Origin of the sequence: Paenirhodobacter ferrireducens, assembly GCF_004022265.1 — a bacterium.
GTDB lineage: Bacteria > Pseudomonadota > Alphaproteobacteria > Rhodobacterales > Rhodobacteraceae > Rhodobacter > Rhodobacter ferrireducens.
Genome location: NZ_SAVB01000003.1, coordinates 160,141 through 183,433, shown reverse-complemented (window position 1 = coordinate 183,433; position 23,293 = coordinate 160,141). Strand labels below are relative to the sequence as shown.

Genomic DNA, 23,293 nt, shown 5'->3' with positions numbered 1-23,293 from the left:
TGTCCGCCCGAAAATCCGCCCGAAAAATCCTTTAGAATCAACAGGGGCGGAAAGGGCGGAAAGGGCGGACAGAAAAACAGGCACAGACAGATTTTCCTTGACCGCAACACGCGCCCCGGACCCCACACCGCGCGAAGAGAGAGGGTCAGAGAAAAGAGAACTAACTAATATTTTTGTCCTCCCTTTCCGCCCTGTCCGCCCTTTCAACAAAATAAGGGGTTTTTCGGGCGGATTTTCATTTTCCAAAATCCGCCCTGTCCGCCCTAAATTCCGCCCTGTAGTCATGATACGAGACCGCATCAGCGGTCACAAATCGTCCACTGATATACCAGCGTCATACAATTTTAGCTTCATCTGTGCTTGGCCGCAGACGAGAAGTTCATCATGCGCCCGCTGAATATCTCTCTGCCCTACCACCGATGAACCCATAGGCCCCGGAAGGCTTCCGGCACCGACACAAGCTGCCCGCAGTTCTTCGACTAGCGTATCGCGCTTGTGGTCTGCATTGATGTACTGAAAACCCACTACCCCGGCACACACCACCGCACCGACCAGAACGAGCGCGGCGACGCCGCCCAATGCAATGCTCATCCCCCGCTTAAAATCATTCTGACTCATGGACAACGATACATGACAGCATCAATCAGCATGTCCCCCAGCAGACTGGTAGGGCGAGTTTCCATTAGCACAAGGTTAGCGCCATTCGACGCCGCCTGAGACCGGATCGCACTCATTGCCCTGTCTTGCGAATACTTGTTGGAGCCAACTTGCGGGATCAACCCGATTTCCACCGCCCCAGCGCAGTTCGGGACCGAGGCGAACGACATGCGGACCTGCGCGGGTTCAACCGGTGGATAGCTTGCGCCGCTCATCATGACCGGTTCGACGCAAGCCGAAAGCACAAGCAATGGCACCAATAGCAAAGCGTTTCTCATCAAATGTCCCTCTTCCTTTAAGGCCTCCAATGTATTGAAAGATCGTGGCGAGACTTTGGCGAATATGGGGAAAGCTCATCGCCGCCCATGCCACCCTTTCCGAACATGAAACCGCGAAAGGAGTCGATCATGGCAAACCAAACGATAGTGACCCCCGCCGATGTGGCGGCAATCGAAAACGCCGGGCTGCGGCTGGCAGTCGGGGCAGACCTGCCCTGCACGACGCCAGAACTGCGGCGCATCTTCGGACCCAGCACGCTAGGCCGGGTGCTGGTGCTGTCGATTGCTGAGACTGCCAAGGGCGCGCTGGTAAGCTGGCAATGAGAACGGCGGGGCCTGCCTTCGTTGCACCAGTTGCATAAATTCGCCCCTGCTATGGCTTGCCTGCAAGATGTACTAATTGATCCATATCGCGCAACGGCTTACGACTAAACTGACCTTGGGTAACAAATGTTGGATGGATCAGCTCCGCTAATTCCCCCATTCGACATTGCAGGCTTCTCTCAATGAATTCGCATGTTGAACGAATTTTATCATTTCGACCTTCAATCACAAATAGGAGGTCGATATCTCTAAAAACCTCCCCTCTGAAATAGCTTCCAAAACCAAACACACTAATCAATCCGCATTGTTCCATTGCGATATAGCTTATTTCCCTTCTTATCTTTCGTATGCACATCCCAGAATTCCTCAATGCAAAAGGCACGGAATATCTCTGCACTGTTGTACAGCCCGATCCCTCTCTCAACGCAATGAATCTTTGCGTCGCGATCATAGGAGTTCCAATTTCCGCCGATCATGAATATCTGCACACCCTCATAGACCGATCTTAGCTTATAGAATTGCGGCATTCCAAACGTGTACTCATTGCAAAGCAAAACACGTCTGACCTCACCGCCTTTAAGTGTCACGTCAAAAACCACATCATCAAATCTTACATAGCTTGAAACCACCGGATGATCATTTAGAAAGCGCTCGAACCAAGAAATCAATGAATAACGTACGCCAATTTCGTTTTGCTTCGCCATCCTCAATCATGCGCCTCTCTGTTTCAATTCTCCGGGCAAACGCTACCGGAAAAAGCGGATAGTGGTGAGCACGGTCATATTGGTTACTCTCGAAAGCCTGCGCGTGCAACTGAAAGACTCTAAATTCATCCATCAGATCCGCCCCGACCATATCCGCCCCGCCGAGGAATGCACTAACAATCCTTGTATTATTGGGAATAATTGTGTCGAGCTTACGGAGTTTCCAAGTTGTCGCCGCACTCGAACTCGGGTTCTCTAAAGCATTAACGGACCCGGGTCCAAACTCTTGGTGAAGCAGCCTGTTCTGCTCCAACAATTCAAAAGTAGTTGCGATTATCTCATTGCGGTTATTGTACTTTCTGCTCGAAAGTCGCTCACGAACCCACCTCTCATGCTGGCTCTTCCAAGAATGAAGAAGCGCGGCTGGGAAAGTGCCCTCGGGCGACTTATCAATCTTTCTGTGATGCGTGGGGCATAGGAGGATCAGATTGTCGTAAGTGTCATCACCGCCACCGCCATCGGAGCGAGGTCCGCCAATGTTCCTTGCAATCACATGAGCCATCTCTCCAATGAGGTAAGCTTCATCGCTCTCCCCCACGTCGATTAGTTCGTCACGGCAGTCCGGCTTGCTGCACATGCCGCCTGCACGCCCCCAGAGAAGCTTAATGTCCTTCTCACTGATCGCCATGTCCATCTCCTCTTACTACTCGATTTTTATATTGTAGTTTGCAAAAGCCAACTCAGATTCGAGGTGCTGAAACGCCCTTCCAGCCGCCGCGCGCCTCAAGCGACGAAGTCCGCGCGACAGTGCACATTTACACGACCTAACGAGTCGTAATTAATGCCCTGCCACCCCCGAAAACCGATTGTTTCCGATTCAAGTCATTGATTCGACTCGACTTTTGTGCATCCGCCATGCTATAAAGAACGCAAGGAACCATGACGATTTAGAAAGGCCCGGAAATGTCCCGCAAGTATGTGATCTACCGCCGTGTATCGACTGCCGCGCAGGGCGAGTCCGGGCTGGGGCTGGAAGCTCAGGACAGGGATATTGCCCTGTTTCTGGAAAACTACAGTGACACGCCCTTTGAAGTGCTGGGCACGTTCACCGATGTAGAGTCGGGCAAGCACGATAACCGCCCCGAACTCGCCAAGGCGCTGGACCTCGCCCGCAAGGAAGGCGCGGAAGTGCTTGTGTCGAAGCTGGACCGCCTGTCCCGTGACGTCGCGTTTATCGCTAACCTTCTGAAAGATAAGCGAATTTCTTTCCGCGTTGCGTCCATGCCCCATGCGGACAAGTTTCAGCTTCATATCTACGCAGCCCTTGCCGAACAGGAACGCGACTTCATTAGCCTGCGTACCAAGCAGGCCTTGGCAGCCGCTAAGGCCCGTGGTGTCAAGCTGGGTGGGATGCGCGATGCCACTATGAAACGGAACGACGCAGCCATTGCCGCCGCTGACGCGGCTGCCCAGCGGGTGGCTGCTATCGTCGTCCCCATGCGCGCAGCGAACGCCACGCTGCAACAGATCGCAGACGCCTTGAACGCTGCCAACGTGCCGACTCCGCGCGGGGCGAAGTGGCTGCCCATGAGCGTTTCCAATGCGTTGAAGCGCTTGGCGGGGTGAGAGGGTCAAGCCCCGCGTTAGCGGGCAAAACTGCCAAACCTCACATTGTCCCCGCTGCCGCGACAGTCGGACCCCGAATTGCCCACAGATTTAGTGCCGGGGGACCCAAAGGGCCACTACCCGTAGGGGCCACTTGGCCCGGTAGTACCTGTGGGCAGTTGCAATAGCAACTTTTCAGTTTCCAAACTGGCGACAATGTCAGGTTTATGACTCCGGCGTTGCACCCCTGTTGACCGGTGCAACTTCGCCCCGAAAACTGCGCCCCAAGACTACACAACTGCCCTAAATCGTTACACGAAAGGTGAACCGTTCGGGGCCAGTTGCTTTGTCCCGCGCCGGTCCTGTGGTATAGTTTCTGTGTCGAAGTGGAGAGCTTGCGCAGGGCGGGCTTGGGTCTTTCGCCCGCCCCGCGTCTTTTCTCCCTGCCCCCGACAACCTCCCTCCCTCACCGCGCCTGTGCTGGACCCAGCACGCCCCCGACAGGCCAAAAGCGCGAAAGCTCTCTCACCCATGACCGAACAGATTCACTCTCTCGCCCTCAAGATCGACGCCGCACAGGCTGAGGCCGGTTCCAAGCGTTTCACCGCCGCCCTGTCCGCCGTAAAGAAGGCGGTGCAGGACCTTGACCGCGCCGCCGATGGCACCTTTGCCAAGCTCGCCAATCACAAGCCGCAGTTTGACGTCACGCCCCTGCGCGCCGCGACCACCGAAACCCAGAAGCTCAATACCGCCCTTTCCGCCACCACCCGCGCGTACGACAAGGCCGCAGCCGATATGCGCCGCGTCATGCTGGCCGCAGATGCTTCGATCCGGCAGGCCGACACGTCCGCCCTCAAGCTGGGCTACCGCCTCGGCGATCTTGGCGACACCGCCGGAATGGCGAAGCTGGAGTCGGCGCTCGCTCGCCTCAAGACGGCCCTTGCCGCCCCTGCCGACTTGATGGCGGTCAAGACGGCCCGGAACGATTACGAAAACGTCCGCGTGGCGATCAACAACGCCGCCACGGAGGCGGAATACGCCAAGGGCAGCCTTGCCCAGCTCGCGCGGGAACAGACCGAAGCGGCGCGTTCCGCCGCGACCCACAGCGCCGCGTTGGACGCCCTGCGGGCTGAATTCAACCCGCTCTTTGCCGCCAGCAAGCAATACGAAGCCACCCTTGAACGGATCGCAGCCGCAGAGCGTGCGGGCGTAATCAGCACGCAGCTTGCCGCCCGCGCGCGGGAACAGGCCGCTGCCACCCTTGAGGGGGTGGGCCGCGTAGGCACCGCCGCCAGCAAGGCGGGCTATCAGGTCCAGAACGCCAGTTATCAGGTGGGCGACTTCTTTGTGCAGGTCGCGGCGGGCACCGATGCCACGCGGGCGCTGGCGATGCAGCTTCCCCAGCTTCTCGGGGGCTTCGGCGTCTGGGGTGCCGTTGCCGGGGCCGTCGCTGCGATCATGGGCGCGCTTGTGCCGATCCTGCTTTCCGGTGGCGAGGCCACTCGGAAGTTTGACGACGTGGTCAGCGATCTTAACACGACCCTGACCACCTACCGCGACTCCGCCGCCGCCGTGAACGGCGGGACGCTCGCCCTGCGCGAGGAATTCGGGCTGGCAGCCGAGTCCGCGCAGAAGTTTCACGCCGCAATGGCAGCCGTCGCGGCGATGAAGATGGAAGCCCAGCTTCAGGAGGGCGTGGCAGCCCTCGCCAAGACCATGAGCGGGGTCACCGACCTTATGGCACAGTGGGATTCCGCCACCTATCTGCCGGAAGCCCTGCGTCCTGAAACTATTTATCTGACGGCTGATGCCGTTTCCCGGCTCCAGTCCGAATTCGGCCTGACCCTCAATCAGGCGCACGCCCTGTCGGATGCAATCAGCGAGGCCAAGCTCGCCAAGGGTCCTGAGGCCACCAGCGCCGCCATGAGCAAGGTGGTTACCTTGCTGCTTGCCGCCCGTGACGCAGGCGCGAAGCTACCGCCTGAGCTGGTGAAGGCCGTAGAGGAAGCCGCCACGCTGGGCCTGACCGCTGACCGCCTGTCTGCCATTCTCGCGCCCATGCCGTCCATGATCGGGCAGGCCACGGGCCAGACCAATTCTTGGGCCAGCGCCATGAGCGGCGTCCGCGCAGAAATCAGCGCTATCATGTCCAGCCTTTCCGCCATCGGCGGCGGCGCAATCAGCAACGCCGCCAAGCGGGCCGAACTGACCGCCTTGCAGGCTGGGCAGACGGTTCGGCAGGCCGAAGTTGCCCGCCTGCGCTATGAGAACGAACAGCGCCTTGCAGCGCGGGAAATGGGCGCGGGAAGCGGAATTTCGGGCTGGGCACAGCGCCAGTTGATCGGGATGGAACGCTTCCAGTTCGAGGAAGGCATTCGGCTGGATGATCAGTTGAACGCCCAGCGCGAGGCTGCCCGGAAGCGCGAGACCTCGACCAAGGGCGGCGGTGGGGGTGGCGGCGGGCGCAGCCGCGTGGAAGCGCTTGGCGACGAAGAGCGGGCACTGTCCAAGCTGACCAAGAGCATGAATGACCGGATTGTGTCGCTCGACTCCGAGAATGCAGCCCTCATGCTTCTCGCGACGGGTCAGGCCAAGACCGAAGAGTCCGCCCGCTTCATGGCTGACGCCATGGCCGCGAACGGCGGCGTGCTGGACGATACGACCATGGCAATCGTTCGGCAGTACGAGGCCGCAAGCGTCCTGAATGAACAGCTTACCAAGTTGGCCCGCGACCCGGTCAAGGAATGGATGGACTCCGTCCCCGATTGGCAGTCCGCCGCGAAGGACATTCAGGCGAGTATGACCGAGACCTTCGCGACCACGCTTGCCGACTTCCTCAAGACCGGCGAATTCGACGCCACCGCCTTCGCGGACGCGCTCTTTGCGCCGGTCTTTGACGCTGTGGCGCAGAATGCCACCAAGGAGCTTTTCACCGCCCTTGGCGCTGACAACGGCGGTCTTCTGTCGGGCCTCTTCTCTTCGCTGGGCCTGTCCAGCATGGGCGATCCTGACCTTGCAGCGATGACCACGGGCGCGGGTCAGGCGGGCAGCACCATCGCCGCGTCTATGGTGCAGGCGGGTGGGCAGGTCGCGGCGCAGATTCAGGCTGCCATGACCGGCGCAGGCGCGCAGGCTGGGGCCGCTGTGCGTTCTGGCGTCCAGACCGGCGGCGCAATGGCCGGGGCGCAGATCAGCACCGCCGCCAGCACGGGCGGCGCAACGCTGGGCGCGGGCGTTGTGCAGGGCGCGGCACAGGGTGCGCCCATCCTTGCGTCTGGTGTGGCTTCTGGCGCGTCTGGTGGGGGCATCCTGTCCGGTATCGGCGGCTGGCAGGGGCTGCTTGGCATGGCCTTGGGGGCGTTCTCGGAAGGGGGCGTGTCCACCTCGCCCGTGGGCTTCACGACCATGCCCGCTTCTGCCTTCCGGCACGCTCCGCACTTCTCGCAGGGCACGACCAACACTTCCGGCATCCCGGCAGTGCTGCACCCGAACGAGGCGGTTATCCCGCTGTCCAAGAACCGGAAGATTCCGGTGGAAATGGGGGACAGCGCCGGGGGCGGTGACAAGATCGTGACCCAGCACATGACCTTCAACATTCAGACGCCCGACGCGGACGGAATGCGGCGCAGTCAGAAGCGTATCGCCGCCGATATGGCAGCGGCAGGACAGCGCGCAATGCGCACCGAACACTAAGGAGTCCGATATGAGCGGATACGTCTATGCCGGGGCACCCAACCCGCGCGGAATGTTCAACAGCCCTGAGATTGAGGCCAAGGCCGACAGGCTGCACGACCTCTTCACGGCGGGCGTGCCTGTCACCGCGTCCGGTGACGGCTTGAGCTTCACCGCCCATGGGCGGCGCGTGCCCGCTGACGCGGGCGAAGACGAAGACCACGACACCTAGTCGACTGAGCGAGAGAGGGGCCAAGCTGGCCCCTTTTCTGTGTTGGTGGCTTGCCGTGGCTTCGAAGGCCCTCCGAAGGGCTGCCCCGCGTTAGCGGGATGTGCCGAACCTTCCGCAAAAGGTCACATCCCCCGAGTCGCGGGATGTGCCAAAAGCCCGGCGGGCACATTTTTTGCCATGCTTTTTGCCATGCTCACGATGTGCCGAAAGGCAAAACCCGCCCGAAAATGGCACATTCGCGCTTTCCGCCAAGCCTCAAGTTTGGCTTCAAGCCGGAGGGCTTAAAGCGTTGATTTTACGGACGTTTTTTGCGGTTCGGTGAGGGGTGGAAGTGGTGCCCAGAGCCGGAATCGAACCAGCGACACGCGGATTTTCAATCCGCTGCTCTACCAACTGAGCTATCTGGGCACCGTGCCGTTTGGTCCGGCGTTGGTGTGGGCTTCCTACTGGAGCGGGCGGGGGCTGTCCAGAGGATTTTGCGGATTTTTTCGTCCCGCGCGCAGGAAAATCCGCGCCCTCCCCCGAAAACCAAAAGGCCCTCCGTCGGGAGGGCCTTTCGCCGCCGAAAGGCGGGCATTTCAGGGGCTTGGGTGGGTTCAGTGCGGCCGGTCCGAGGCGCCGCCGAGCGGGCCTTCGGGGGCGCGCTCCTCTTCCTCGGCTAGATCGCCCGGAATCACGTAAGACCCGTTCAGCCAGCGCGCAAGGTCGATGTCGGCGCAGCGTTTCGAGCAGAACGGGCGATATTTCTCGACGCTCGTCTTGCCGCAGATCGGGCAGCTCATGCCCGCCCCTCCAGAAGCGCTGCAAGCGCCACGCGGTCGCGCTTGCGCACCAGCTCGTAAAGGCCGAGCGGGGTCCAGCCGGCAAGGCTCGTCTCGGCGGCCTCGCCCTTGAAGGCGGCGCGCAGCTGCTGTTCCAGCGCGGCCCGGTCCTTCTTCGGCATCGGCGCGAAATCGACCACCACCTGACCGCCGAGGCCACGCAGCCGCAGCTGCCGCGGCAGCTCGCGCGCGGCGGCGATGTTCGCCTTGAGGCTTGCGGCCGGCGAGGTGTCGGCGCCGGTGTTGACATCGACCGCGATCAGCGCGCGGGTCGGCTCGATCATCATATGGCCGCCGCCGGTCAGATCGACCCGCGGCGACAGCAGCGCATCGACCGCCTCGGGCACGCCATGATCGGCCATGCCCTCGACCACCTCCTCGGGGGCGGGGTCGGCCCATTCGCGCCAGGCCTCTTCCTGCGGGCTCGGCGCATCGACCAGCAGCTCGGGCTCGCCCGTGCTGTCGCCGGTCACCGCCTCGGCCAGTTCGCGCAGCGCGGCGATGTCCTCGACGATCTCGCCCTCCTCGGCCTCGGCACAGGCCGAGCGCAGGATGAGCCCCATCTCGGAGCCCTCCATCACCACCGCGGCAATCGCCTGCAGCCCGTCGCGCAGATCCTCGTCCTGGATCCGGCGCGAGACGTTCAGCCCCGGCGCGCCTGGGGTGACGATGCCGTAGCGGCCCTTGAACAGAAGCCGCAGCGAGACCGGAAGCGCCTTGCCGGGTTCGGTGCCGCCGGTGACCTGCACCACGACGCCCTGCCCCGGGGTCAGGCCCCGCGCCTCGCGCAGAAAGCCCTTCTCGCCTCCCGGCAGGCGCAGGAACACACCGCCCTGCCCCTTCATCTGCCGCTCGACCTTGCCACGACAGATCGCGCCGGGCGCAAGCGTCACCGCGTCCGAGCTGTCGAGGAGCAGATCCTCGAGCCGGCCATCGACCATCAGCGCCGCGGCCTCGAGCCCGTGCAGCTCTCCCAAAACGACGATGCGGCCCTTCATGCGCTCACCCCAGCCGCGTTCAGAAGCAGCGCGGTCTCGGCCAGCGGCAGGCCGACGACGCCGGTGAAGGAGCCCTGGATCCAGGGCACGAAGGCGCCGGCGCGGCCCTGAATGGCATAGCCGCCGGCCTTGCCCTGCCACTCACCCGAGGCGAGATAGCCGTTCACCTCGGCATTCGAGAGCGGGCGGAATTTCACGATGGTATCGACCAGCCGCTCGCGCAGGCCAGTGGCGCTGCGCACGGCGATGGCGGTCATCACGTGATGGCGTCGGCCGGACAGCAGCCAGAGGAACTCGGCCGCCTCCTTCTCGTCCCCGGGCTTGCCGAGGATGCGCCGGCCGCAGGTCACGGTGGTGTCGGCGGTGAGGATCACCTCGTCCGCCGCGCAGTCGAGCACGGCGGCCTTCTCGCGCGCCATCCGCGCGACGTAATCGCGCGCCAGCTCGCCGCGCTGCGGCGTCTCGTCGATGTCGGGGGCGCGCACCTCATCCGGGACCAGCCCGAGCTGGCCCAGAAGCTCCCGTCGGCGCGGGCTTGCGGAACCGAGGATCAGCTTCACTTGAAGCGGTAGTTGATGCGGCCTTTCGACAGATCGTAGGTGTTCATTTCCACCTGCACCTTGTCGCCCGCGAGGACCCGGATGCGGTTCTTCCGCATCTTGCCTGCCATATGCGCGATGATTTCATGGCCGTTCTCGAGTTCGACCCGGAAAGTCGCGTTCGGCAGGAGTTCCTTCACGACGCCGGGGAATTCGAGCATTTCTTCCTTGGCCATGTTCACTCCTGAAGACACACCCGCCAGATTCCGCGGGCGCGCGATACATGCGCCGTGAAGCGGCAAAATTCAAGGAGAATGTCAAGCGTCGCGGAGCTTTTCCGGCACAATGTGAAGGCGCGCGGCCTGCGCCGCCTGTTCGGGCCAATGCGCGAAGGGCAGCACGGCGCCGCCCGAACGACTCGCGGCGACCTGATCCAGATCGACGGTGGCGACGACCCAGCCGGGCACGTCCATCGCGCCCTCGGCGATCACGCCCGTTGCCGGCCAGCCGGTGTCCGGGGGGCCATAGATCGCCGCCGCGCCCCGGTTCACGTCGATCGCCGGGCACCACAGCGCCTCGCCCACGGTCGGCGCGTGCACGACGACGCACTGGCTTTCAAGCGCGCGCGCCATGGCGCCCACGCGCACCCGCCAGAAGCCCGCCTCGGTGTCGGTGCAGGACGGGACAAGCAGGATCTCGGCCCCCGCCTCGGCGAGTGCCCGGGCCAGCAGCGGGAATTCGCTGTCATAGCAGATCAGCACGCCGATGCGGCCAAGCGCGGTGTCGAAGAGGGTCAGCCCCGCGCCCGCCTCGACCGACCACTCCTCGCGCTCGAAACGGGTCATCATCGCCTTGTCCTGATGGCCGATGCGCCCGGCCGGACCGAAGAGCGTGGCGCGGTTCAGCCGCCGCCCGCCCTCGATCACCGGGCCCGAGGGGGCGAGGATGGTCAGCCCGAACTCGATCGCCAGCCCCTCGAAGGTCGCCTCCATCGCGGCGCGGTGGCGCACCACCTCGTTCAGCGACGCCTCGAGATCGGCGGCGACCTGCGGCCCGCCAAGTGCCGCAAGCTCCATCGCCGCATATTCGGGAAAGACCAGCAGATCGGCGCCTTTCAGCACCGCCTGCTGCCCCCAGGCCCGCACCTTCGCCGCCCATTGCGCGACATCGGTGACCTGATCGAAGGGATAGGCGGCGGCCGCCACGGTCACATGTCTCACAGCGCACGCCCCCAGAATTGCAGCGGTTTTTCGGTCTGTTCGCTGTCGCCGAGATCGGTCCAGCGGAAGTGCGCGACGACGCCCGGCATCGGCTCGTAGCCGCGCTTGCGCCAGAACCCGTCAAGCGGGCGGTAGCCCGCGGGCCGCATCGGGTGATCGGCCGGCCGCATCACCGAGCAGAAGGCGGAGAAACTGCGGCCAAGCGCCCGGGCATGGGCCTCGCGCGCATCGAAGAAGGCGTGGCCGAGGCCATGGCCGCGATACTCGGGCAGCAGCACCGACTCGGCGCAGTAGAAGACCGTCTCGAGCGGCAGCCCGGTGTCCGCGAAGGGGGCGGCGAAATCCTCGGCGTGATCCTCGAGCGGCGTGCCGGTCGCGGCGCCGACAAGCCTCGCACCGTCGAAGGCGCCGACCACCACCGCCGTGTCCGAGGCGCGATAGCTTTCGAGATAGCGCCGCTCGTAGTCGAGCGAGCCGTCGTAAAGGTAAGGCCAGTCGCGGAACACCGCGATGCGCAGCCGCGCCACGTCGTCAAGCGCCGCGTCAAGCGCCGCGCCGGTCAGGCTGCGGACCTCGACCATCAGCTGACCTGCCGGACCCAGTCGGACAGGTTGTAATAGGTCGTCACCCGGGTGATGCGGCCGTCCTTCAGGCTGAGGAAGGCGCCGGCCGGCAGCACGTATTTCTGCCCGCGCGCCTCGGGCAGGCCGTCGTCGGACTCGATATAGACGCCATGCACGACGAATTCGGCCGCCGCGCGGGTGCCCGCGTCATTCGCCATCACCACGACATCGGCCAGATGCTCGCGGTAGCAGCGCGTCATGTGGGCATTGAAGGCGCGGAAGGCCTCGGCGCCGCGGCGGATCTCGCCCTCGTTCACGTGATGCTCGAACTCGTCGGCGATCAGTGCCTCCATCGCGGCGGTGTCGCCGGCGTTGAAGGCCTCGTAATAGCGGGTGACGGTGGCAAGGGCTTCGGCGCGGGGCATGGGCGAACTCCGGTCGGATGGAACTGACCGAGATGTGGCATGCGCGAGGCCCCGCGTCAAACCCCGCAACCGACGTCCGGGCGCGCGAAACCGTCGCGGCGGCAGCGGCTCAGATCGGCTGTTTCGGCGCCCCGAAGCGCTCGACCATATGGGCGCGGATCTGGTCGCGGGTCAGCCGATAGGCCGCCAGCCGCGCCTCGCGCCCCTCGCCCACCCCGGTCGGATCGGTGATCGGCCAGTATTCGACCGAGACGTGATGCACCCGCGCCGCCTCTTCGGCCAGCGCGCGCGAGGCCGGCGTCAGCGCCACCACCAGATCGAAGGATTCGATCTCGTCGCCGAAATCCGACAGCTCGTTGAAATCGCGGGCGCGGTGGCGGGTCAGATCGACGCCGATCTCGTGGCACACGGCGATGGTGAAACCGTCGATCTCCAGATCCGACTTCACCCCCACCGACTGCACATAGACCTCGCGACCGTAGAACTTCTTCATCATCCCCTCGGCCATCGGCGAACGCGTGGCGTTGTGGTCGCAGCAGAACAGGACCGAATGGGGAAGCGACGCCATCATTTTACCGGGGTAAGAACACAGACGAGAGTGAAAAGGCGGCGCGCAGTGTCGATGTCGAGCTCGGCCTTGCCTTCGAGCCGCTCCTGCAAGATCCGCGCGCCTTCGTTGTGGATGCCGCGCCGGGCCATGTCGATCGCCTCGATCTGGCTCGGCGGCAGCTTCTTCACCGCGTCGAAATAGCTGGCGCAGATCTGGAAGTAATCCTTCACCGCCTGCCGGAACGGGCCGAAGCTGAGGTGGAACTCGGCCACCTTCTCGCCCGCCTCGGTGGCGGTGTCGAAGACCAGCCGGCCGTCGCGCACAGCCAGCGTCAGCGCGAAGGGGCCCTCGGGCGCCGGGGCGCCGTCGCGGCCCGGGAGGGTGAAGCTGTTGTCCTCGAGCAGGTCGAAGACCGCGACGCGGCGCTCCTGCTCGATTTCCGGGGCGGGGGCCGGCAGGCCGCTGTCGTCGATCTCGAGACGGGTGATGCGGGCCATCAGGCGTCCCCTTCCTTCAGCGCCTCGGCGCAGTTCAGCGCGTCAAGCCGGGCCCGCACCGACAGGCCATGCGCCTGCAGGCTTTCCGAGGTGGCGAGGATCTCGGCCGAGGGGCCGATCGCGCGCAGCGCCTCGGGCGTCATCCTCGCGAGCGTGGTGCGCTTGAGGAAGTCCATCGCGCTCAGCCCCGAGGAGAAGCGCGCCGAACGCGCCGTGGGCAGAACGTGGTTCGGCCCGCCGACATAATCGCCGATCGCCTCGGGCGTCCACTGGCCAAGGAAGATCGCACCGGCATGGGTGATTTCGGCGCTCAGCGCCTCGGGATCGGCGACGCAAAGTTCAAGGTGCTCGGGCGCGACGCGGTTCGACAGCGCCGCCGCCTCGCTCAGGTCGCGGGTGACGATGACGGTGCCGAAATCGCGCCAGCTCGCGCCGGCGATCTCGCGCCGCTCAAGCGTGGCAAGCCGTTTTTCCAGCGCCGCGACGACCTCTTTCGCGAAGCCCGCATCGGGGGTCAGCAGCAGCGCCTGCGCCGACTGGTCGTGTTCGGCCTGGCTGAGCAGGTCGATCGCCACCCAGTCGGGGTTGGCGGTGCCGTCGGCGATCACCAGAATCTCGGAGGGGCCGGCAATCATGTCGATGCCGACCTTGCCGAAGACGCGCCGCTTCGCCGCGGCGACAAAGGCGTTGCCCGGCCCGGTGATCTTGTCGACCGGGGTGATCGTCGCCGTGCCATAGGCAAGCGCCGCAATCGCCTGTGCGCCGCCGATCCGGTAGACGGTATCGACGCCCGCAAGCCGCGCCGCGAGCAGCACCAGCGGGTTCACCGCGCCCCCGGGCGTCGGGCAGGCGATGACCAGCCGCTCGACCCCGGCGACCTTGGCCGGAATCGCATTCATCAGCACCGAGGACGGATACGAGGCCAGCCCGCCCGGCACGTAAAGCCCCGCCGCCGAGACCGGCGTCCAGCGCCAGCCGAGCTCGGCGCCGGTGGGTTCGCTCCAGCGTTCCTCGGCCTTCGGCATCTGCCGCGCGTGATAGGTGCGGATCCGCTCGGCCGCGAGCTCGAGTGCGGCACGCTCGGCCGCCGGCACCTTGGCGATTTCCGCCTCCATCTCGGCAGGCGAGAAGGCGAGGGTTTCCGGGGTCAGCGACAGCCGGTCGAATTTCTCGGTCAGCGCGATCACCGCCGCATCGCCGCGCGTGCGCACATCGGCGATGATTGCGGCGACGGCCGCATCGACATCGGGACTGTCCTCGCGCTTCATCCCCAGAAGCGCGGTGAAGCGGGTCTCGAAATCGGCGTCGGCGGTGGCAAGGAAATGCGGCATGGGGAGGCTCCTTCTTGCCCAAGGGATTAAGGCCTTGCCGCGCGCGGGGCAAGCACTCGTGTCCCCTGCCCTGCACCCCCGGCTTTTTCCCGGCCCAAACAGTCATCCGACGGATCCGCCCAGGCGGCCGCCGGGGGCTCGCCGCCGGCTCCCCGAAAGTATTTCAGCCTGGCAAAAGGCCGGATCAGTCGGGGTGATGCGGCGCCGCGCCCGAGACGGCACGATAGGGCCGCGTCACGTCGTGCAGGTCGACCTCGAGGCATTCTGCCGAGACCGCGATCGCACCGTCACCCGCGAGCGTCAGCAGCACCCGGCCGGCGGGGTCCTCGCCCGGCTCCCAGCCGAGATCGAGAAGCGACAGCACGAGGTCACGATCCTTGCGGTCGATGCCCTGCGAGGCGATGCCGGTCACGCCCGAAATCACCAGAAGCGCGCGCACCCGCTCGTAGGGGCGTTTTTCCGCCTCGGCCGCGGCCTTGTCCTCCCAACGGAAGCGGTTGACGAGCAGCGCAAGCCGGCGCGACTTCGCCTCCCACGAGATGTCCGCGGTGGAGAACACCGCGTCCTGCACCAGCGCGGCGATGACCTTCAGGTCCTCGGCCGTCTCGGCCCGCAGCGCGAGCGCCCCCTCTGTCCCATCCTCGAATCGCGCGTCGGTCGTCATGCGTCCTCCTGCGGCAGCACCGAGAGCGTCTCGGCCTCCCATTCCTTGTAGGTCTTCCCCTCAGGCGCGTCGGTCGCGGCACGCCCCTGCGCCATCACTCGCCCTTCACCCGCTCGATCTTGGCGCCGACCGCGCCGAGCTTTTCCTCGACCCGTTCATAGCCGCGGTCGAGGTGGTAGACACGGCTGACCACGGTCTCGCCCTCGGCCGCAAGCCCGGCGAGGATCAGCGACACCGAGGCCCGAAGGTCGGTGGCCATCACCCGCGCGCCCTTCAGCTTCTCGACGCCATGCACCGTCGCCTGGCCGCCCTGCACCTCGATCCGCGCGCCCATGCGCATCAGCTCGGGGGCGTGCATGAAGCGGTTCTCGAAGATCTTCTCCTCGAGCACCGAGGTCCCCTCGGCGGTGGCCAGAAGCGCCATCATCTGCGCCTGCAGGTCGGTCGGGAAGCCCGGGAAGGGCTCGGTCACCACGTCGACGGCGCGGATCCGGCCGTTCTTGCGCTTCACCTTCAGCCCCGTCGCCGTCTCCTCGACCGAGATCCCGGCCGCGTCGAGCTTCTCGCAGAAGCTCTCGACCAGCTCGATCTTGCCGCCGAGGCATTCGACCTCGCCGCCGCAGATCGCCGGGGCGAGCATGTAGGTGCCCAGCTCGATGCGGTCGGTGACCACCGGATGGGTCGCACCATGCAGCCGGTCGACGCCCTGGATGGTAATGGTCGAGCTGCCCTCGCCCTCGATCTCGGCCCCCATCGCGCGCAGGCAGCGGGCAAGGTCGACGATCTCGGGTTCGCGCGCGGCGTTCTTCAGCACCGAGCTGCCCTTCGCCAGCACCGCGGCCATCAGGAAGTTCTCGGTCGCGCCGACCGAGGCGAATCGCATCTCGTGCACCGCGCCGCGCAGCCCGCCGAGCGCCTGCGCGTGCAGATAGCCTTCCTTCAGCTCGATCTCGGCGCCAAGGGCCGAAAGCGCGTCGATGTGGATGTCCATCGGCCGCGCACCGATCGCGCAGCCGCCCGGCAGCGACACGACCGCATGGCCGAGCCGCGCCAGCAGCGGGCCGAGCACCAGATTCGAGGCGCGCATCTTGCGCACGATGTCATAATCCGCGACCGGGTTGATCTCGCCATGGCAGGAGGTGGCCAGCACCTTGCCGTCCTGCAGCCCCGTCACCTCGGCACCGAGGCTGGCCAGAAGCTCGGTCATGGTGCGGATGTCGCTCAGCCGCGGCGCATTCGTCAGCGTCAGCGGTTCCTCGCTCAGAAGCGTCGCCGGCATCAGCGCGAGGCAGGCGTTCTTGGCCCCGGCAATCGGGATCTGGCCGTGAAGCGGCCCGTTGCCGCGTACGATGATCGAATCCATCTACTCGTTCTCCTGCCCGCCCCGACCCGATTCCGTCTCGGCCACATCCGCCGCCCGCCCGCGCGCCTGCGCCTTGCGCCGCGCGAGATTCGCCCGCAGCGCGGCACGCAGCCGTTCCTCGCGGGTTTCGGGCGCAGCTTTCGCGCCGCCCTTGCCGGGTTTCTTCTCGGGGGTATCCTCTGTCATTGGCCCTCTCTACCCCGCCCGAAAAAATGTGTCGAGAGAGAGTGAAAATTTGCCCTTGCGCCCCCGCGCGATGTCCTCTAAATCCCCGCCCACGGTCGACGCCGACCGAAACGGCGCTGCAGTAGCTCAGTGGTAGAGCACTCCCTTGGTAAGGGAGAGGTCGAGAGTTCAATCCTCTCCTGCAGCACCAGCCCTCACCTAAAAGAAACCAAGAAAACGAGCGTCGCCAGATGCTTGAAGTTTCTTCGGCGCTCCACTGAGCGGCGGCGGTTTTCATCGACAGCAGCTCAGACCAGCATGGCGCGCACCTTGGTGTCCATTGGCGGGCTCAGGTCGCCCAGTCTCGAGTGCCGACGCAGGAACGGTGAAAGCACCGTGGCCCCGGTCTCACGGGCGCGTCGACGCCCCCCCCCTGGACGCCACAAAGCTCTTGACCCGCTGATCTCGCGATGTTTCCCTTTCTCCCACGGCAAACCATTTGGGAAATGCCGGGTCGGGGCGCGCCGATCACACGGGCGGCCCGAGATCGGGCAAAGAGGTCGGAACAGCTGGCAATGTCGGGCATTTTCAATATCGGGTCAGCCGAAATGGTCGGCGTGTTTGATCGGGGCCGCATCTGGCAACTCCAGACCCCTTGCTTCTGAGCAGGCACGAAAGCCCATGCCAAATCTTCTGCCGCCGCAACCGAAACCTCCCGAGCAGCGGCAAGGGCTTTCCACGGTTCACTTCGATGTCGTCGGCGGCTGTCAGTTGCGGTGCGTGGGCTGCCCCAATTCAGGCCTTGCCCCCCGGCCCGAGTTCATGTCGCCGGATCTGTTCCGCCGCTGCCTTGCACATATCGACGTGCCGAAGATCACCCTGCTGCGCCTCTTCAATTATGGGGAGCCGCTGCTGCACCCCCATCTTGAAGAGATTGGACGGAGTGTGCTCGACTGCCCCATCAACATTCACTGGGTTGAAATTTCCACCAACGCCCAGTGCGATGCCAGGGATCGGCTTGAGGCGCTGGTGGCGATGGGGCTGGTCAATCTTCTGACGATCAGCTGCGACGGAGATGGCACTGCGGCCCGGTATGAGGCCCTGCGGCCGCCCGCCAGGTGGTCGAAGCTCATGTCCTTCCTGGCTTTCGCCCGGGATCTGGCAGCCCGGCATCCAGGCCTTCATTTGCAGGCGCGCTGCGTCATCGAGGCTCCCGAGGACAGGCTGCGGTGGCGAGAGGTGCTGAAACCCTTCGGTGTCCACCCAGAATTCCGCAGTTGGATTCAGCTGCCCGACAGCCTCCGCGACCGGGCCCGGGACAGGGTCCCCATGGGTCAGGGCGGCTGTGCAATTGCGGCCGCCCCGGGCAATCTTTACATCGACCATCGCGGGAATATCGTTCCGTGCTGCTTTCATCCGGGCGCCGCATTCTTGGGGAACCTCGGTGAAAGCCGTTACAGCGTCCTGTTTGCCGGTGCCAAGCGGGCCGCCTTTCTTGAAGCCCTGGCCTCGCGCCGTGCCGAGATGCCGGTCTGCAACCGGTGCGAGGTGGGAGCGGATCTGAAGCACAGCCCTTCAACCGAAGCCGTCACCAGGTTTCAGCAAAGAGGACAGTAGAGGTGGACACAGGCCTGCCGGAGATCCGCGCGGACGAGACGCGCCCGAAAAGGAAGACCAGTCTGGTTCAAGTTCTGCGCCACCACGCGCAGACCGTTCCCGACAAGATCGCCCTGCGCTTCCTGGACCGGGGCGAAGGCGATGGACGCTGTCTGACCTATGGAGAACTGGACCGGCAGGCCCGAGCCTGGGCCGCGCGGCTGGTCCGAGAGGGCGCCCGAGGGCAGACCGTGCTGCTGGTCTATCCGGCGGGTCTTCCGTTCGTCATCGGCTTTTGCGCCTGCCTTTACGCCGGGGCCATCGCCGTTCCGCCCCCCTTCATCACCCCGTCGCGCTCGGCTTCGCGGATCGCGGCCATTGCTGCCGATGCCCGCCCCCGTCTGGTTCTGACAAGCGCCACACTGGCAGCCGACGCGACGATTCGCGGCACCTTTCCGGCGCAGATGTCAGACATTCCCTGGGTGGTGACCGACGGGACGGATGCCGGGGAGGAGACAGGCACCTGGATGCCATCGGCCCTGAAGCCCGAGGATCCGGCATTCCTGCAATACACCTCCGGCTCGACCGCCGATCCCCGTGGCGTGATTGTGACCCATAGCAATCTGATGGCCAATATGGAGATGATCCGCATCGCCTTTGGTCACGACGCGGATACGCGGATGATAAGTTGGCTGCCGCTGTTCCATGACATGGGCCTGGTAGGCGGGTTGCTGCAACCTCTCTACCTCGGGGGCCTCGCGGTGCTGATGTCGCCGATGGATTTCATCCAGCGACCGTTGCGCTGGCTGCAGGCCATCGAGCGCTATCGCGGGACCAGCAGCGGCGGCCCCAATTTCGCCTATGCGCTGTGTGCGGATCGCATCCGGCCCGAGCAGCTGAACGGGCTGGATTTGAGTTCCTGGCGCGTCGCCTTTTGTGGCGCCGAACCCGTGCGGTCAGATGATCTGCGCCGCTTTGCCGAGCTTCTGGCCCCCGCCGGCTTTGACCCGAATGCATTGTTCCCCTGCTACGGAATGGCCGAGGCAACGCTGTTCATCTCCGGCGGGCCGGCCGGACGTGGTCTTGCCTGCGCCAAGACCCCCGCCGCCCCCGGGCGATCCGAAGAGATCGACCGGGTGATTTGCGGCAAAGCCGCCTTCGGGCAGGTCCTGGCCATTGTCGATCCCGAGAGTCGCCGGCGCATGGCCGAAGGCCAGGTGGGCGAGGTCTGGGTGGCGGGCCCCAATGTGGGGGCGGGATACTGGCGGCAGGAGCCCCAATCCCGTGCGACATTCCAGGCCCGGCTTGCCGATGATCTTGACGGCGCCGCATTCCTGCGCACCGGTGATCTGGGGCTGATGCGGGGTGACGACCTCGTCATCGTCGGCCGCCTGAAGGAGGTGGTCATCGTCAGGGGGGCCAAGCATCATCCGGAGGACATCGAGGCCACCGCCTCGCGCGCTCACCCTGCTCTCGCCGGGACCGCCGCCGCCTTTGCCATCGATCACGACGGGACTGACGCGCTGATCGTCCTTCAGGAAGTTAAACGAGGTCATCTGACCGACCCGGCCCTCAGTCTTGCCGCCCAGGCGGTGTCGGCCGCAATTTGCGAGAGCTTCGGCGTGCGGGCATCGGATGTCGTGCTGGTGCGCCCCGGAGCCCTGCCGCGCACCACCAGCAACAAGATCCGCCGCAGCGCCTGCCGCGAGGCCTATCTCGCCGAGGCGTTGGTGCCCGTCCGCCTGGACACGGCTGAGACCGCCGGCTCAGGCCACATTTCGGCCTCCTCCACAGCTCTGGACCAGCCCGATGATTGATCTTGCGTCGTTCAACAGCCTGGCGCCCGGCCTGCGGGACAACCCGCATCCGGTCTATTCCGCCTTGCGCGAACAGGCGCCGATTTTCTGGACCGACACGGAACAGGCGTGGGTTCTTCTGCGTCACCGGGAGGTGAGCGAAGCTTTCACCAATTCCAGCCTGCTGACCCTCGATCTCGGGCAGTTCGTTGGCGATGTGTCCCGCGCCCTCGGGGACAATCCGGTTGAGCTGCTCCGCCTGCTGAAGATGGCGCTGTTTTTCCGCAACCCGCCATCGCACGGGCCGCTGCGTTCGCTTGTTGCGCGGCTTTTGGCATTGCGCTCGCAAGCCAGCTGCGCCGCGGCGGTGCAGCGCATTGCCCACCGCCTCATCGCCCCGCTGGCCCGGGATGGCGGGATCGACCTGATGCGCGATTACGCCGACCCGTTGCCGCCGCTTTTCATGGGGTGGCTCTATGGTCTTTCCGACGATGAGGCGCTCTGGCTTGCCGCCACGCTGGCCGGGGTGCCAGTGATCCTCAACCGGGGATGTTCGATTCGCGACTACCGCTCGGCAAATCTGCGCCTGGAGGAAGCCCATGTCTTCTTGCGCGACCGGCTCGCCGAGCGCCGCCGCACGCCGGCAGATGACGGGCTTTCACTTTTACTCAGCCGAAATGATGAAGCGGACCAGCCCATGGACGAGTACCATCTGGCCGCCCTTGCCAGCTTTGTGTTCATGGCCGGCTTCGAGACCACCGCAGCGTTGATCGGCAATGGCCTATGGTTGCTTCTGCGCCACCCCGAACACTGTGACAGCATGGCCGCCGATCCCGCCCTCATCTCCGGCGCGGTGAACGAGGCACTGCGTCTGGAAGCCCCCATCCAACAGGTTCGGCGCCGGGCGATGACGGATCAGACCATCGCAGATTGCCAGGTCAAAGCGGGTCAGCACCTGATTCTGATGATCGCCGCCGCCAATCGGGACCCGCGTGCCTATCCGGATCCCGACCGCTATCTCCCGGGGCGCACCGGCCCGTCGGTGCAATCCTTCGGCGGTGGGCTGCATCACTGTCTGGGCGGATGGATCGCCCGCATGGAGGCGGAAATGGCCACGCGCGAGGTGCTCGAAGGGCCACGCCCCCACGTCGTCCTGGAGAAGCCGCCGTGGCGGCCTCTTCACAATCAAAGGCGCATGAACAGCCTTCCCGTGCAGATCTAATCATCATGGGCGTCAGAAATCGCCCGACAGCGAGGTACTTATGTTGAAGGCAGATGTGGTCAGAGCGTGGATCACCGATTTTCTCGCGTCGCTGCTGCATGTCGACCCGGCCGACATCAAAGGCGATTCCCGGTTTAACAATATCGGGCTCGATTCAGTCGACGCGGTCGTGATGGCGGGCGCGATGGAAGAACATTTCAACACCGAAATCGATGCCACGCTGTTCCTGCGCAACTCGACAGTCGATGAACTCCTTGCCGACCTGCAGGCCAACGGCATCATCGGATGAGCGACAAGACGCCCGAACTCAGCCTGATCGTCATCAGCTATGAGATGGCACGAGAGCTGCCGCGGACACTTTACAGCCTGTCGCCGCAGTACCAGCAGGGCATTGCGGCGACGGATTACGAAGTGATCGTCATCGACAACGGATCACGCCATCCGCCCAAAGCCGAGGATTTCGCGGATCTGGGCCTGAACCTGCAGATCCATTCCTTCCCCGATCCCGCCCCGTCACCGGTGCGGGCCATCAATCACGGCCTGAGCCTCGCGGCAGCCCCCCTGGTGGGGGTCAATATCGACGGCGCCCGAATGGCGAGTCCGGGTTTGCTGGACGCCTGCCGCCGCGCGGCGCGCACCGATCCTGCCGCGGTTGTCACCACCCTGTCGTTCCAGATCGGGCCTGGCCCGCAATGGATCACCATGCAGCAGGGCTATGATGCGGCGTGGGAGGACCGGCTGCTGGCCGGGATCGACTGGCAGAACAACGGCTATCGCCTGTTCGACATCAGCCCCTTCGCCGAGAATGTCGTCCGGGGCTGGTTCGGGCCTTTGAGCGAAAGCAATCTCCTGTTCCTGCCTCGGGGTCTTTGGCAAGATCTCGGCGGCTACGATCCGGCCTTCGAGAGCCCGGGCGGCGGCGCTGCCAATGCGGATCTCCTGTGGCGGGCCCTGGAGCGCCCGGGAACACGGCAGGTGACGGTCCTCGGAGAGGGCGTGTTCCACCAAATTCACGGCGGGACCCATACCAATGCCGGAAGCGACTCACTGGAGGTCAACAAGAGAGCGGCCAAGGAATATTACCGCCTTCGGGGGCGGATTCGCGTGGTGGACGCGGAACGCAGCTATTTCGGGCCGGTGTCGCGCGCGGCGAGCGAAACCTATCACCGCCAGCTTGCCGCGGGCCATGCGGCCGCGCGCGAAGACGCGACCGTCGTCCGGATGGGCCCTGATGCGACGGGCCGGTATCTGGATCTCCTGAAAGCGGTCTTGCTCAATGAGACGGGGCTTGAAACCGAGGTCGCGCTCGACTCGCTGCGCGGCGCGAAGGAGGTTCCCCCCGCGTTCTGGACGGAAACACTCTATGATGTGCCCGGCAAGCTGGCGCTGGCTCTGGACGAAAAACGCCGCATCCGCGCGCGCGGTATCGACACCCTAACCGCGAATGCCGGCCCGCCCCTTGGCTACACGATGATCGGGCGCCAGCGTCTGGAACATCTGCAGTGGTGCGTGACCACCGCCTTGGCCGAAGGTGTGGCTGGAGACGTCATGGAATGCGGCGTCTGGCGTGGCGGAGCCAGCCTGTTCATGAAGGCCGTTCTGGACCTGAGCGGGGACCGGGAGCGGACCGTGTGGCTTGCAGATTCCTTCGCCGGCCTGCCCCCGCCGTCGTACCCGGAAGATCAGGGCATGGATCTTTCGCGAGAGCATTTTCCCTCGCTGGCAGTATCCCAGCAGCGGGTGGAGCGGGCCTTCGCCGATTTCGGTCTGCTCGACGCGCGGGTGCGGTTCCTGCCCGGCTTCTTTGCCGATACCCTAGCTGACTGCGAGGTCGGACAGTTGGCGGTGCTGCGGCTGGATGGCGACCTTTACAGTTCCACCATGCAGGCGCTGGAAGCGCTTTATGATCGCGTTTCTCCGGGCGGGTTCATCGTCATCGACGACTACGGCGGCCTGGGACAATGCGCCCAGGCGGTGGACCGGTTCAGGTCCGCGCGCGGCATTACGCCCCCCATCACCATGATCGATTGGACTGGCGCCTATTGGCGCAAGTCCTGAACATTCATCGGAG

25 protein-coding genes and 2 tRNA genes are annotated in these 23,293 nt (G+C 64.7%); 10 read left to right on the top strand and 17 right to left on the bottom strand.

Annotation, left to right across the window (positions count from 1 at the left end):
• Positions 1-306: 306 nt before the first annotated feature.
• Positions 307-618, bottom strand: coding sequence for a hypothetical protein (locus EOW65_RS03600; RefSeq protein WP_128147631.1), 312 nt, complete (start codon positions 616-618; stop codon positions 307-309).
• Positions 619-1,064: 446 nt separating this feature from the next.
• On the opposite strand from EOW65_RS03600, the gene EOW65_RS03595 reads away from it, so the two are divergent.
• Positions 1,065-1,259: a hypothetical protein gene (locus EOW65_RS03595; RefSeq protein WP_128147630.1), complete on the top strand. Its 195-nt coding sequence runs from the start codon at positions 1,065-1,067 to the stop codon at positions 1,257-1,259.
• A 290-nt stretch (positions 1,260-1,549) separates the two neighbouring features.
• Here the strand turns inward: EOW65_RS03595 and EOW65_RS19895 are convergent, their stop codons facing one another.
• Both EOW65_RS19895 and EOW65_RS03590 read right to left on the bottom strand, forming a co-directional pair.
• Positions 1,550-1,888 carry a hypothetical protein gene (locus EOW65_RS19895; protein ID WP_164879976.1) on the bottom strand — a complete coding sequence of 113 codons (339 nt, stop codon included), beginning with the start codon at positions 1,886-1,888 and terminating at the stop codon, positions 1,550-1,552.
• Positions 1,889-1,895: 7 nt separating this feature from the next.
• Positions 1,896-2,651: an HNH endonuclease gene (locus tag EOW65_RS03590; RefSeq protein ID WP_128147629.1), complete on the bottom strand. Its 756-nt coding sequence runs from the start codon at positions 2,649-2,651 to the stop codon at positions 1,896-1,898.
• Positions 2,652-2,926: 275 nt separating this feature from the next.
• On the opposite strand from EOW65_RS03590, the gene EOW65_RS03585 reads away from it, so the two are divergent.
• The 3 genes from EOW65_RS03585 (at position 2,927) to EOW65_RS03575 (ending at position 7,472) form a co-directional block, all read left to right on the top strand.
• Positions 2,927-3,589 (top strand): recombinase family protein, encoded by a 663-nt coding sequence (locus EOW65_RS03585; protein ID WP_128147628.1) that lies wholly within the window; start codon positions 2,927-2,929, stop codon positions 3,587-3,589.
• A gap of 510 nt (positions 3,590-4,099) precedes the next feature.
• Positions 4,100-7,261 carry a phage tail tape measure C-terminal domain-containing protein gene (locus EOW65_RS03580; RefSeq protein ID WP_128147627.1) on the top strand — a complete coding sequence of 1,054 codons (3,162 nt, stop codon included), beginning with the start codon at positions 4,100-4,102 and terminating at the stop codon, positions 7,259-7,261.
• A gap of 10 nt (positions 7,262-7,271) precedes the next feature.
• Complete coding sequence (locus tag EOW65_RS03575) at positions 7,272-7,472, top strand: hypothetical protein (protein WP_128147626.1); 201 nt, start codon at positions 7,272-7,274, stop codon at positions 7,470-7,472.
• A 332-nt stretch (positions 7,473-7,804) separates the two neighbouring features.
• On the opposite strand, the gene EOW65_RS03570 is transcribed toward EOW65_RS03575, so the two are convergent.
• From EOW65_RS03570 to EOW65_RS03505, 14 genes are all read right to left on the bottom strand, one after another.
• Positions 7,805-7,880 (bottom strand) — tRNA-Phe (locus EOW65_RS03570).
• 188 nt (positions 7,881-8,068) lie between these two features.
• Positions 8,069-8,254: a DNA gyrase inhibitor YacG gene (gene yacG / locus EOW65_RS03565; RefSeq protein ID WP_128147625.1), complete on the bottom strand. Its 186-nt coding sequence runs from the start codon at positions 8,252-8,254 to the stop codon at positions 8,069-8,071.
• Positions 8,251-9,291 carry a ribonuclease E/G gene (locus EOW65_RS03560; RefSeq protein WP_128147624.1) on the bottom strand — a complete coding sequence of 347 codons (1,041 nt, stop codon included), beginning with the start codon at positions 9,289-9,291 and terminating at the stop codon, positions 8,251-8,253. Before EOW65_RS03560 ends, yacG begins: the two co-directional genes overlap by 4 nt.
• Entirely contained in the window at positions 9,288-9,851 is a 564-nt protein-coding gene (locus EOW65_RS03555) for a Maf family protein (RefSeq protein WP_128147623.1), read from the bottom strand. Before EOW65_RS03555 ends, EOW65_RS03560 begins: the two co-directional genes overlap by 4 nt.
• Entirely contained in the window at positions 9,848-10,066 is a 219-nt protein-coding gene (gene infA, locus EOW65_RS03550; RefSeq protein ID WP_036636451.1) for a translation initiation factor IF-1, read from the bottom strand. The genes EOW65_RS03555 and infA overlap by 4 nt, the downstream gene beginning before the upstream one ends.
• An 81-nt stretch (positions 10,067-10,147) precedes the next feature.
• Positions 10,148-11,041, bottom strand: a complete 894-nt coding sequence (locus EOW65_RS03545) for a carbon-nitrogen hydrolase family protein (protein ID WP_128147669.1) — start codon at positions 11,039-11,041, stop codon at positions 10,148-10,150.
• A 5-nt stretch (positions 11,042-11,046) separates the two neighbouring features.
• Positions 11,047-11,631 carry a GNAT family N-acetyltransferase gene (locus EOW65_RS03540; RefSeq protein ID WP_128147622.1) on the bottom strand — a complete coding sequence of 195 codons (585 nt, stop codon included), beginning with the start codon at positions 11,629-11,631 and terminating at the stop codon, positions 11,047-11,049.
• Positions 11,631-12,038 carry a ketosteroid isomerase-related protein gene (locus EOW65_RS03535; protein WP_128147621.1) on the bottom strand — a complete coding sequence of 136 codons (408 nt, stop codon included), beginning with the start codon at positions 12,036-12,038 and terminating at the stop codon, positions 11,631-11,633. Before EOW65_RS03535 ends, EOW65_RS03540 begins: the two co-directional genes overlap by 1 nt.
• A gap of 109 nt (positions 12,039-12,147) precedes the next feature.
• The gene (locus EOW65_RS03530) at positions 12,148-12,609 is read right to left on the bottom strand and encodes an arsenate-mycothiol transferase ArsC (protein WP_128147620.1); all 462 of its coding nucleotides are present in this window, start codon (positions 12,607-12,609) and stop codon (positions 12,148-12,150) included.
• Positions 12,606-13,085: a UPF0262 family protein gene (locus EOW65_RS03525; protein WP_128147619.1), complete on the bottom strand. Its 480-nt coding sequence runs from the start codon at positions 13,083-13,085 to the stop codon at positions 12,606-12,608. Before EOW65_RS03525 ends, EOW65_RS03530 begins: the two co-directional genes overlap by 4 nt.
• Positions 13,085-14,416 (bottom strand): histidinol dehydrogenase, encoded by a 1,332-nt coding sequence (hisD, locus tag EOW65_RS03520; RefSeq protein WP_128147618.1) that lies wholly within the window; start codon positions 14,414-14,416, stop codon positions 13,085-13,087. Before hisD ends, EOW65_RS03525 begins: the two co-directional genes overlap by 1 nt.
• A gap of 184 nt (positions 14,417-14,600) precedes the next feature.
• Positions 14,601-15,080 carry a DUF2948 family protein gene (locus EOW65_RS03515; RefSeq protein ID WP_128147617.1) on the bottom strand — a complete coding sequence of 160 codons (480 nt, stop codon included), beginning with the start codon at positions 15,078-15,080 and terminating at the stop codon, positions 14,601-14,603.
• 94 nt (positions 15,081-15,174) lie between these two features.
• Positions 15,175-16,443, bottom strand: a complete 1,269-nt coding sequence (gene murA / locus EOW65_RS03510; RefSeq protein ID WP_128147616.1) for a UDP-N-acetylglucosamine 1-carboxyvinyltransferase — start codon at positions 16,441-16,443, stop codon at positions 15,175-15,177.
• The gene (locus tag EOW65_RS03505) at positions 16,444-16,629 is read right to left on the bottom strand and encodes a hypothetical protein (RefSeq protein WP_128147615.1); all 186 of its coding nucleotides are present in this window, start codon (positions 16,627-16,629) and stop codon (positions 16,444-16,446) included.
• A 115-nt stretch (positions 16,630-16,744) separates the two neighbouring features.
• Here EOW65_RS03505 and EOW65_RS03500 point away from each other — a divergent pair.
• From EOW65_RS03500 to EOW65_RS03475, 6 genes are all read left to right on the top strand, one after another.
• A tRNA-Thr gene (locus EOW65_RS03500) sits at positions 16,745-16,819 on the top strand.
• Between the two features lie 470 nt (positions 16,820-17,289).
• A complete protein-coding gene (locus EOW65_RS03495) occupies positions 17,290-18,225 on the top strand; it encodes a radical SAM/SPASM domain-containing protein (protein ID WP_128147614.1) in 936 nt (311 codons plus the stop codon).
• Between the two features lie 2 nt (positions 18,226-18,227).
• Positions 18,228-20,021: a fatty acyl-AMP ligase gene (locus tag EOW65_RS03490; protein ID WP_164879975.1), complete on the top strand. Its 1,794-nt coding sequence runs from the start codon at positions 18,228-18,230 to the stop codon at positions 20,019-20,021.
• Positions 20,014-21,222: a cytochrome P450 gene (locus EOW65_RS03485; protein WP_164879974.1), complete on the top strand. Its 1,209-nt coding sequence runs from the start codon at positions 20,014-20,016 to the stop codon at positions 21,220-21,222. Before EOW65_RS03490 ends, EOW65_RS03485 begins: the two co-directional genes overlap by 8 nt.
• A 40-nt stretch (positions 21,223-21,262) precedes the next feature.
• Complete coding sequence (locus EOW65_RS03480) at positions 21,263-21,511, top strand: acyl carrier protein (RefSeq protein ID WP_128147611.1); 249 nt, start codon at positions 21,263-21,265, stop codon at positions 21,509-21,511.
• Positions 21,508-23,280 carry a TylF/MycF/NovP-related O-methyltransferase gene (locus tag EOW65_RS03475; protein WP_128147610.1) on the top strand — a complete coding sequence of 591 codons (1,773 nt, stop codon included), beginning with the start codon at positions 21,508-21,510 and terminating at the stop codon, positions 23,278-23,280. Before EOW65_RS03480 ends, EOW65_RS03475 begins: the two co-directional genes overlap by 4 nt.
• Positions 23,281-23,293 lie beyond the last annotated feature (13 nt).

Excerpts from the sequence above, each read along its gene's own strand:
- EOW65_RS03600 (WP_128147631.1), bottom strand. The coding sequence starts at position 618 with ATGAGTCAGAATGATTTTAAGCGGGGGATGAGCATTGCATTGGGCGGC.
- EOW65_RS03595 (WP_128147630.1), top strand. The coding sequence starts at position 1,065 with ATGGCAAACCAAACGATAGTGACCCCCGCCGATGTGGCGGCAATCGAA.
- EOW65_RS03590 (WP_128147629.1), bottom strand. The coding sequence starts at position 2,651 with ATGGCGATCAGTGAGAAGGACATTAAGCTTCTCTGGGGGCGTGCAGGC.
- EOW65_RS03585 (WP_128147628.1), top strand. The coding sequence starts at position 2,927 with ATGTCCCGCAAGTATGTGATCTACCGCCGTGTATCGACTGCCGCGCAG.
- EOW65_RS03580 (WP_128147627.1), top strand. The coding sequence starts at position 4,100 with ATGACCGAACAGATTCACTCTCTCGCCCTCAAGATCGACGCCGCACAG.
- EOW65_RS03575 (WP_128147626.1), top strand. The coding sequence starts at position 7,272 with ATGAGCGGATACGTCTATGCCGGGGCACCCAACCCGCGCGGAATGTTC.
- yacG (WP_128147625.1), bottom strand. The coding sequence starts at position 8,254 with ATGAGCTGCCCGATCTGCGGCAAGACGAGCGTCGAGAAATATCGCCCG.
- EOW65_RS03560 (WP_128147624.1), bottom strand. The coding sequence starts at position 9,291 with ATGAAGGGCCGCATCGTCGTTTTGGGAGAGCTGCACGGGCTCGAGGCC.
- infA (WP_036636451.1), bottom strand. The coding sequence starts at position 10,066 with ATGGCCAAGGAAGAAATGCTCGAATTCCCCGGCGTCGTGAAGGAACTC.
- EOW65_RS03540 (WP_128147622.1), bottom strand. The coding sequence starts at position 11,631 with ATGGTCGAGGTCCGCAGCCTGACCGGCGCGGCGCTTGACGCGGCGCTT.
- EOW65_RS03535 (WP_128147621.1), bottom strand. The coding sequence starts at position 12,038 with ATGCCCCGCGCCGAAGCCCTTGCCACCGTCACCCGCTATTACGAGGCC.
- EOW65_RS03530 (WP_128147620.1), bottom strand. The coding sequence starts at position 12,609 with ATGATGGCGTCGCTTCCCCATTCGGTCCTGTTCTGCTGCGACCACAAC.
- EOW65_RS03525 (WP_128147619.1), bottom strand. The coding sequence starts at position 13,085 with ATGGCCCGCATCACCCGTCTCGAGATCGACGACAGCGGCCTGCCGGCC.
- hisD (WP_128147618.1), bottom strand. The coding sequence starts at position 14,416 with ATGCCGCATTTCCTTGCCACCGCCGACGCCGATTTCGAGACCCGCTTC.
- EOW65_RS03515 (WP_128147617.1), bottom strand. The coding sequence starts at position 15,080 with ATGACGACCGACGCGCGATTCGAGGATGGGACAGAGGGGGCGCTCGCG.
- murA (WP_128147616.1), bottom strand. The coding sequence starts at position 16,443 with ATGGATTCGATCATCGTACGCGGCAACGGGCCGCTTCACGGCCAGATC.
- EOW65_RS03505 (WP_128147615.1), bottom strand. The coding sequence starts at position 16,629 with ATGACAGAGGATACCCCCGAGAAGAAACCCGGCAAGGGCGGCGCGAAA.
- EOW65_RS03495 (WP_128147614.1), top strand. The coding sequence starts at position 17,290 with ATGCCAAATCTTCTGCCGCCGCAACCGAAACCTCCCGAGCAGCGGCAA.
- EOW65_RS03485 (WP_164879974.1), top strand. The coding sequence starts at position 20,014 with ATGATTGATCTTGCGTCGTTCAACAGCCTGGCGCCCGGCCTGCGGGAC.
- EOW65_RS03480 (WP_128147611.1), top strand. The coding sequence starts at position 21,263 with ATGTTGAAGGCAGATGTGGTCAGAGCGTGGATCACCGATTTTCTCGCG.
- EOW65_RS03475 (WP_128147610.1), top strand. The coding sequence starts at position 21,508 with ATGAGCGACAAGACGCCCGAACTCAGCCTGATCGTCATCAGCTATGAG.